Below are 8,203 nucleotides of genomic sequence, written 5' to 3' on the forward strand. Positions count from 1 at the left end.
TTCCTAGCAGTGATAGGCAACTGCATTATGGCGCATTGCGACGCCGGTTGGAGCAGGAGCCATCCACCCCATCCGCTCTGACGGGCCGCGCTGCGGCATCGCGATTGTTGAGTGAACGGCAGCAATGGGCCGCAGACGTCCTAACCTATCAACCTTCGCAACCTCGGCCCAACTTCTTCGAAGCCATTGCGCACGTAAAATTGCAACGTGCGTTCCCATTCCGGTTGATGAGGCGCACCAACCTCTAAACGCCGCCATCCACGTGCATTGGCTTCTTCAAGGGCCGCGTCCATCAAGCGTGGCGCGACGCCCTGCGATCTGAAATTTGGCAGAACGTAAAGTTCCGTTATCTCTGCGAACCGTCCGCCTGCATAAATGGCGGCACATTCATTCAGCATCATCACGCCCACAGGTTTTTCGTCAGAGTAAGCGATCAATGCGAAAACACTGGCGTCTTCTATGACCAGTTCTGTGCTTCGCAATATCGTATCGAACTCAGGAGATTTGTTGCCCGCGAGTTCTGCCAGCAAAGCGTGAACGAGACCAGCAACGCAATTTGCATCCGTGCGGTCAGCTTGGCGAATGGTAAACTCTGACATGGTGTTGTTATCTCGCGGTTGGAAATTTGATCAAATTGTCGATTCCCGAGAAGGTTTCAACAACTGTTCACTATACCTCCTGCACTGGCAAAACATGCCAACTGTTGATTTCCGCACGTGGAACGAATGACAATAAAACACACAATTCGACTTTGGCGCAGCACGTTCAGCCCGAGCAGGTCGCTGATGAATGATGTCTTTCATACAATCTAATTTTTAGATCGTTGATGTGAAAACTCGATATTATCCTTTGTTGGTCTTCGTCACTAAATTCTTGCATGACACCCAATCGAGGCAACGGCTGACGCTCTTGCCCAAAAACCTGAGTGTCGCATGAATTCGCAATCCGGCCAGCAACGCCGGCAGATATGAGATGGAGACAGCAATGACGAAGATCGCAATCGTTTACCACAGCGGGTACGGACATACGGCTGTTCAGGCCGATGCGGTACACCGTGGCGCAACAGAGGTTCCCGGGGCGGAAGTCGCGCTTATCCCGGTCGAAGAGTTTGAGCAAAATTGGGAAGTGATTGATGCGGCGGACGCAATCATTTTTGGCTCGCCGACCTATTTCGGCAGCGCCTCGGCACAATTCAAAGCCTTTCTGGATGCGACGTCCGCACGATGGCTCGAAGGCCATTGGGCCAACAAACTGGCGGCGGCCTTCACAGTTTCGGCAGGTATGAGCGGTGACAAGCTGGCCACGCTGCAGCAAATCAACCATTTCGCCATGCAGCATAGCATGATTTGGGTTGGGCTGGGGCTGCTGCCCGGCAACAATACCAGCACCGGGTCGCCTGAGGATCTGAACCGTCTGGGCGGGTTTCTGGGCGCAATGGCGCAGGCAGATGCAGATGCACCACCCGAAGCGGCCCCGGCCGGTTCAGACCTGAGAACCGCCGAATATCTGGGTCGGCGTGTGGCAGAGGCAGCGCAGCGCTGGCGTTCGGGTCAGAACATTGCCTCAGCGGCGGCCTGACACAAAAGACATCAGTTGGGGCACTGTTCCGGCTGGTTATTGCTATGTGCAGAAGCGTCGCGCGGCAGGTTTGCGCGGGCTTCTATCGATGCCCAGATCGCGGTCATGACCTTGCCCATGGCCCGGTCACGTCGCCGAATGGCGAAAATCTCGGTATGTCTCGGCGGGAAACCATCGACGCTTAGGGGAACAAGCACGCCAGAAGCCAGTTCATCCTTCATCATGTGTTCCGGGATCCCGCCCCATCCAAGCCCGGCCTTGATGATGGTTTTTTTGGCCTCGAAATCCGATACCGACCAGCGCTGCCCGCCAGACAGGACATCGCGGCTCTGATCAAAGTCTTTGCCTCCGGTTCCGGACACAATCACCTGCGTATAGCCCTGCATTTCCCGTCGCGATCGCACTCCGGATTTTTGCGCTGCGGGAAAATCGGCACTTGCGACGGGTCGGATCGTGATCGATCCGAAAGGCAGCGCTTCCACATCATCAATCGGAACGTCCTGAAGACCGGCAATGATCATATCGGCACTGTCATCCATCAACCGGGCAAGTGGTCCGCCCATCATTTCCGAGGCCACATGAATATTCGTGCCGGGAAAGGTCTGTCTGATTGAACCCAACAGGTCCAGGATTGGACCCAGAGACATGCTTGCGGTGATCGCAATAGAGATCACCGGCTCTTGTTCGCTGCGCAATCCGGCGGCGACGGATTTCAAGCTACGCACCTGTTCAAGCACGCGCGCGGTTTCGCGATAGAACACCTCACCCTCTGACGTCAGAGACGGGCGATACGCATCACGCGACAACACTGCGAACCCAAGCTCGTCCTCCAGTTTGCGGATCTGGTGACTCACGGCAGACTGCGCCTTGTTCAGGCGATCCGCCGCACCACGGAACGTGCCAGTGGCGATAATGGCGTCAAGCGCGACAAGCTGGTCCAGCGTCATAGGGTTTCCAATCGATCTATTTTTTCGATCATAAGCATGATAACTCAATATTATCAATTGCTCTTCTGGATTGCTATCTGAACTCTGCAAGCAAAACGGAGTTTTCCAATGTCACACGCTTTCCCCACGGGCATCGGCCCTTTGGCTCGACCGGTCTTATCAAATGGCGCGGCTACGGATTTGAAGGCCGCGACCCCTGCAGTCTTGAATTTCGCCGCGAAACAGCTTGAACAGCTGGCAATCTCTCCCGCGACTGAGGGGATGCTGTGATGGGACGCACCGATCACGATGAAATCCATGACCTGATGCAGCGTTATTTCGAGGGGCTCTATCAATCGGACAGCACGATCCTGCGCGCTGTGTTCCACGAGGACCTGACCTATGTGAACGGCACTGCCGACACCTATGAACACATGGATCTTGCAGCCTACATGGCCCGGATTGATGCACGCACACCGCCTGCCTCTAGGGGTGATCCGCGTGAAGAAGAGATCGAACGCATCACACTCAAAGGTGATCGCATCGGGGTCGTCGAAGCACGGATGACCATGATGGGGCGCAATTATCAGGACCTTTTGACACTCATCCATACGAATGACGGCTGGCGTGTCCTGACCAAGGTTTTCTCATTTGTTGAACGGAAGGATTAAGGCGATGCCCTATGTGAATATCAAAGTGACCCAAGAAGGTGGCCCAGAGGGCAAGGGCCCTTCGGACGCAGAAAAGGCACAGCTTGTTTCTGGCGTGACCGATCTGCTTCAGCATGTGTTGGGCAAAAGTCCCGCGACCACGTTCGTCATCATTGACGAGGTGCCACTGGAAAACTGGGGCATGAGCGGCAAGCAAGTCAGCCATATCCGCGCCGCTCAATCCTAAACCAAACCCGCCACTCACGATGCTAAAACCGGCATGCCTTCGGGCATGCCACCCGAAAGGGGCGCCCCCATGGCCAGCCAAGCAAATTCCTTTCCCGCCAATGACCGCCCGACGGGTTTGCACAGGATCTCGCGACTTAAGGGTTATGCGTGGATGTCCATTGCCATTGTCATCTGGGCAAGCTGGCTGGTCCTGACATCTTCGGGCGTGACAACAGATCTCTCGCCGGTCGATTTGGCCGGCCTGCGCGCCCTTGTCCCTGCGGTCGTTTTGGCGCCGATGCTCTGGCGTCATCGCCATGAGGTTGCTCAGGTCGGACTGGCGAGAATTCTGCTGCTGTCCGCCTACGGAGCGCCATTCACTCTCAGCGTCGGATACGGGCTGGGCTATGCACCGGTTGCCCATGCCGGTGCGATGGTTCCCAGCTTGATGCCGGTCATGGTCGCTGCCCTCGGGTTTCTTGTTCTGGGTCAGCGCATCTCCATGCCCCAGATCACGTCTGCCTTGCTCATTGTTGCAGGCGCATTGGCCATTGTATTGCAACCAGCAGAGGATCCAGGACTCGATGAGACCTGGATTGGGCACTTGCTGTTTCTGCTGAGCGCAATGCTCTGGGCTAGTTTCACCCTGACACTGCGCCGCCACGCCATTGAACCCTTCCTGGCGACGGCGATTGTCGGCACGGTTTCCACCCTTGGCCTGGCACCGGTATGGGCGATGTCCGGATTGTCGGCTCTGGGAGCGCCATCCATGGGCGACATCGCATTTCAATTCATCTTCCAGGGTTTCATCACCGGGCTGGTTTCGCTCTATGCCTTTGGTCAGGCGCTGCGTCTGCTCGGCCCTATTGCAACACGCATGTCGGCGTTGACGCCTGTTGTCGCGACAGGGCTAGCTATCCCGGTCCTCTCTCAGGTGCCTGACTTGCTTGAACTCGCGGCACTGGGACTTGTCGTCGCTGGTTTGCTGGTGGCGACGACGCCTTCCCGCGCCCTCCGACTCCCGACATCCAGACCTTCGTTCCAGCGATAGGAGACGCCCATGTCCACCCCACACACCTCTCTTACTGCATCAGCTGACGTTTGGCCCATTCTGAGGCGCGAGCTCGACGCCATAGCCGGTAAGGAACCCGCTATGGCGGCTTATCTGGCGCGCTTGATGTCTACACGATCAAACCCGCAACAGGCCTTGGCGTGGCGTCTGGCGCAAGGTCTGGCGCAATCAGACATTCCCGAAGATCACGTCTCGGCGATCCTGATGGAAGGCTTGCAAACCCAACCAGACATCATCGAAGCGACAACCCAGGATTTGATCGCCATCCAAACAAACGACCCTGCCAGCCGCACATTTGCCCATGCCTTTCTGAACTATAAAGGCTTTCACGCGGTGCAGGTCGCACGCATCGCCCATGTGTTCTGGCGCAATGGACGCATCGATCTGGCCGCGTGGCTTTCCAATCGGGCATCGGCCACATTTGGTCCTGATATCCATCCAGCGGTCCAACTCGGAGCAGGCATCATGCTCGACCACGGTTCCGGCATTGTCGTCGGTGAAACAGCAGTTATTGAGGATGGCGTGACCATCATGCAAAACGTGACCTTGGGCGGTACAGGAAAGATACGCGGCGACCGTCATCCCAAAGTGCGTCGGGGAGTCATGATCGGCGCCGGTGCGAACATCATCGGCAACATTGAACTTGGCGCGTTCAGCAAAATCGCGGCGGGAAGTGTCGTCCTGAAGGACGTACCAACCCATTGCACTGTCGCTGGCATCCCCGCTCAAATCGTCCGGCTCCATCAAGCCACTGAGTTTACAGCCGCTCGGAAGCAACCCAGTTTGGTTTGCTGAATTTGCTTCACCTCTCGGTCGGGCGGAATAACTCATAACAGATTCCAAGAACACTTTGAGGACTGCCGCGAAAACCGTCCCATGCGGGTGCTGCCGCTCGTTTTTTCGCTAAACAGCAAGACCAACCACTCAATGAAATTACATCTATCAAGGATTTGTCCCGCTGTGGGGGAGTTTGTCTAACCACAGACTTTGCACGCGCGGCGAATGGCAGGTTTGGCGGGCGCAGCGCGGCGAAGTGTGGTCACGTCCGATGTCCGCTAAGGGCCGGAGTAGGCTGCCGGTCATGAGAGACCCGCGAAATCCAGCTAAGAGCGAACTCGCTTCAAGACTATGCAACATCTTCGCTCCATTGCCTGAAACAGACCACATATGCCACCTTAACGAGCAGTATCACGAAAAAAGCCAGGCGTCGGAAAGCTGACTTCTACCGCCTGACTGTTTGATATCTGCGAAGCCGATGTCAGCGCGTTGTCAATATGCTCTCGATCGCTGACAATCCTGCTTCGATGTCTGCGACGACCTCACTTTCCATTGCCGGGTCATCGGAGGAGAAGTTTGCAATCCACTCGATGAGCAGGGTTTCACCGGGCTGAACCGACAATGTTGCCGTGAATTTTTCGAAGGGTAATGAGGAACTGATTGTCTTGTAGGTGTAAGACAGTCCTTCTTCCTGAGCGATACGCTTTTGGGTCACCTGGTCTCCGGTATTCATCGTCAACACACGTGCCAGGGACCCATCCATGACCTTCAGCGAACATGCTGATACACTAGGGTGCCAATCATCGATATCGCAGAAGTCACCAATCCGATGCCAAACCTGCGGCGTCGAAGACGGAAGTTCCAGTGACCGTTTCACCTGGAAATCCGCGGACCAAGCTGTTGTGGCGTAGAACAGGCTGGCGCCGATGACTGATAATTTGACAATGGATGACATGGTTTTTCCTTTCTAAGAGTGAAGAAGCAGGAGAATTTTCTTGCCTCGCGGCGCGAGTCTTCGCAGGCTTAATAGGGCATGGAGGCGTCTGAAATGTCCGGAGAAAGCCCTGAAAAAGTTCTGAAGTCATCGGGTACAGTTCCGTTGGGCGAGTTTGTTTTTTCAGTGGACTCTGGGGAGTTGCTGGATGGATCCGGGGAGTTGGTTCATTTGCGCCGGCAAAGTTCGGAAGTGCTTGCCTATCTTGTGGAGCGCGTTGGCGAGTCGGTTTCAAAGGACGATTTGATAGAGAACGTCTGGGCCAAGACCGCTGTTACGGACGACAGTCTTTCGCAGTGCATCGCGGATATCCGTAGGACGCTGAACGATGCTCATCACAGGATCGTTCGGACCATACCCAAGAAAGGCTACAGACTGGTCCTGACCCCGCTGCCTTCGGCTGGGGTTCCGCCAAAGGTCGCGCGCTTGGGTCACACAAGGTTTGCTATGTTCGGCCTTGTCGCAGTCCTGGTCGCAGTCCTTGGTGCGTTCTGGGGCATGGGGCGGGATCAAGATGCGTCGATGGAAGACCTGGCCTTGCCCTCCAAGCCATCCATCGCCGTTTTGGCATTTGAAGACCTCAGTGTCGGTGCCGATGCCAACTACCTCAGCGACGCCATCGCCGAGGGCATCATCGTGGATTTGTCCCGATACTCTGAACTCTTTGTCATCGCGCGAAACTCAAGCTTCAGCTTTCGAGACAGCACCTCTGACGTCAGCCAAATCTCCCGCGCGCTTGGCGTTCGTTATCTGTTGGAAGGCAGTCAACAAAAGAGCGGGGACCAACTGCGCGTGACCGTTCAATTGATTGATGCCGTTGAAGGTCAAAGCCTGTGGTCAAACGTCTATAACAGTGACCTAGGTGATGTCTTTGCAATGCAAGATGAGATCGTGCAAAGAACTGTCGCGACCGTTGCGCAACGGGTCATCAATAGAGAAGGTCAGAAGGCGATCACATCCGACGAGGCAAAGCTGACCGCCCTGCTCTTGAATTGGAAAGCGCGCCAGCACCTTTTTTCCTTTACACCAGAGGGCAATGAAAAGGCCCGTCTGGCCAACCTCGCGGCAGTTGAGGCCGATCCGACGCAACCTTACGGTTATGTCGGCTTAACGTTTGTTCATATCAACAGATATCGATGGGGCTGGACGGATGAGGACCCGATTGTAGAGCTGGATGCCGCGCGGCGTTACGCGCGCAAAGCCGTTCAGGTCGGGCCTGAATACTATGATGCGCACACGGCAATGGCCTATATGCATATTCAGGAAGGTGCGCTGAACAAGTCGGTAGCGCGCTTCCGGAAAGCGCTGGAACTCAACCCCAACGACACCAGCGCCATGGCCGCACTGGCCGAAGCCCTGACCTACGGTGGGCAGGCAGAAGAGGCCGAAGAACTGATGCTGCGCGTCGTCCGTCTGGACCCGCTTCATCAGGACTGGATCAAATGGAACCTTGCTTGGGTGCAATGGCACACGCGAAATTGTGACGAAGCCCTGGAAACCATGAACGGCATGTCCGAGATACCTCCGATGGCGTATCGGGTGCTGGCGATCATCCAGATGTGCCGGGGTGATAGAGATGAAGCGAGGAAAGCAGTTGAGAAGCTGATAGATTTCGACCCAGAGTATTCCTTGCAGGACGTTCTACACAATTATGAAGGAAAGTACGTCGTCGTCTCAGATCTGGAACGCGTACTGAACGACCTGCGCGAAGCCGGATTGCCGGAATAGGATCTTTGGGGCTTGGAACGTCGTGAGCTAGAAGGGCGCTAAAATACGTCTCCTGCTTGGTTTTGAGTTGAACCGCTGAGGCCTCAGTTTCTACTCATCGCCAAGATCATACCGATGCAAAGCCCCCCAAGTCTTCATGCAGGCGCTTTGTATTGCATTTTGCAATCGCAGCGAATGTCTTGTGTGGATGGCTCCTGCATAGCAAGACATTTTTTGAGCTGATATGAGCGTCTGTCAGATGCGGTCGTGT

At 55.6% G+C, this 8,203-nt stretch carries 9 protein-coding genes; 6 read left to right on the forward strand and 3 right to left on the reverse strand.

Annotated features, from left to right (window positions below):
* Positions 1–140: 140 nt before the first annotated feature.
* Complete coding sequence (locus AC2FD8_RS19545; protein ID WP_496858923.1) at positions 141–599, reverse strand: GNAT family N-acetyltransferase; 459 nt, start codon at positions 597–599, stop codon at positions 141–143.
* A 385-nt stretch (positions 600–984) separates the two neighbouring features.
* Here AC2FD8_RS19545 and AC2FD8_RS19550 point away from each other — a divergent pair, with 385 nt between their 5' ends.
* Positions 985–1,578 carry a flavodoxin family protein gene (locus AC2FD8_RS19550; protein ID WP_496858925.1) on the forward strand — a complete coding sequence of 198 codons (594 nt, stop codon included), beginning with the start codon at positions 985–987 and terminating at the stop codon, positions 1,576–1,578.
* A gap of 11 nt (positions 1,579–1,589) precedes the next feature.
* On the opposite strand, the gene AC2FD8_RS19555 is transcribed toward AC2FD8_RS19550, so the two are convergent.
* Positions 1,590–2,525, reverse strand: coding sequence for a LysR family transcriptional regulator (locus AC2FD8_RS19555; RefSeq protein ID WP_496858927.1), 936 nt, complete (start codon positions 2,523–2,525; stop codon positions 1,590–1,592).
* 269 nt (positions 2,526–2,794) lie between these two features.
* Here AC2FD8_RS19555 and AC2FD8_RS19560 point away from each other — a divergent pair, with 269 nt between their 5' ends.
* The 4 genes from AC2FD8_RS19560 to epsC all read left to right on the forward strand — a co-directional run bounded on the left by AC2FD8_RS19560 (position 2,795) and on the right by epsC (position 5,249).
* The gene (locus AC2FD8_RS19560; protein ID WP_496858929.1) at positions 2,795–3,175 is read left to right on the forward strand and encodes a nuclear transport factor 2 family protein; all 381 of its coding nucleotides are present in this window, start codon (positions 2,795–2,797) and stop codon (positions 3,173–3,175) included.
* A 4-nt stretch (positions 3,176–3,179) separates the two neighbouring features.
* Positions 3,180–3,401 (forward strand): tautomerase family protein, encoded by a 222-nt coding sequence (locus AC2FD8_RS19565; protein WP_496858930.1) that lies wholly within the window; start codon positions 3,180–3,182, stop codon positions 3,399–3,401.
* A gap of 69 nt (positions 3,402–3,470) precedes the next feature.
* Entirely contained in the window at positions 3,471–4,433 is a 963-nt protein-coding gene (locus AC2FD8_RS19570; RefSeq protein WP_496858932.1) for a DMT family transporter, read from the forward strand.
* Between the two features lie 9 nt (positions 4,434–4,442).
* Positions 4,443–5,249: a serine O-acetyltransferase EpsC gene (gene epsC / locus AC2FD8_RS19575; protein WP_496858934.1), complete on the forward strand. Its 807-nt coding sequence runs from the start codon at positions 4,443–4,445 to the stop codon at positions 5,247–5,249.
* Positions 5,250–5,712: 463 nt separating this feature from the next.
* On the opposite strand, the gene AC2FD8_RS19580 is transcribed toward epsC, so the two are convergent.
* Positions 5,713–6,186, reverse strand: a complete 474-nt coding sequence (locus AC2FD8_RS19580) for an SRPBCC family protein (protein WP_496858936.1) — start codon at positions 6,184–6,186, stop codon at positions 5,713–5,715.
* A 93-nt stretch (positions 6,187–6,279) separates the two neighbouring features.
* Here AC2FD8_RS19580 and AC2FD8_RS19585 point away from each other — a divergent pair, with 93 nt between their 5' ends.
* Positions 6,280–7,953 (forward strand): winged helix-turn-helix domain-containing tetratricopeptide repeat protein, encoded by a 1,674-nt coding sequence (locus tag AC2FD8_RS19585; protein WP_496858938.1) that lies wholly within the window; start codon positions 6,280–6,282, stop codon positions 7,951–7,953.
* Positions 7,954–8,203 lie beyond the last annotated feature (250 nt).

The sequence above is a fragment of the Ruegeria sp. YTSC192 genome, from assembly GCF_059609705.1.

Excerpts from the sequence above, each read along its gene's own strand:
- AC2FD8_RS19545 (WP_496858923.1), bottom strand. The coding sequence starts at position 599 with ATGTCAGAGTTTACCATTCGCCAAGCTGACCGCACGGATGCAAATTGC.
- AC2FD8_RS19550 (WP_496858925.1), top strand. The coding sequence starts at position 985 with ATGACGAAGATCGCAATCGTTTACCACAGCGGGTACGGACATACGGCT.
- AC2FD8_RS19555 (WP_496858927.1), bottom strand. The coding sequence starts at position 2,525 with ATGACGCTGGACCAGCTTGTCGCGCTTGACGCCATTATCGCCACTGGC.
- AC2FD8_RS19560 (WP_496858929.1), top strand. The coding sequence starts at position 2,795 with ATGGGACGCACCGATCACGATGAAATCCATGACCTGATGCAGCGTTAT.
- AC2FD8_RS19565 (WP_496858930.1), top strand. The coding sequence starts at position 3,180 with ATGCCCTATGTGAATATCAAAGTGACCCAAGAAGGTGGCCCAGAGGGC.
- AC2FD8_RS19570 (WP_496858932.1), top strand. The coding sequence starts at position 3,471 with ATGGCCAGCCAAGCAAATTCCTTTCCCGCCAATGACCGCCCGACGGGT.
- epsC (WP_496858934.1), top strand. The coding sequence starts at position 4,443 with ATGTCCACCCCACACACCTCTCTTACTGCATCAGCTGACGTTTGGCCC.
- AC2FD8_RS19580 (WP_496858936.1), bottom strand. The coding sequence starts at position 6,186 with ATGTCATCCATTGTCAAATTATCAGTCATCGGCGCCAGCCTGTTCTAC.
- AC2FD8_RS19585 (WP_496858938.1), top strand. The coding sequence starts at position 6,280 with ATGTCCGGAGAAAGCCCTGAAAAAGTTCTGAAGTCATCGGGTACAGTT.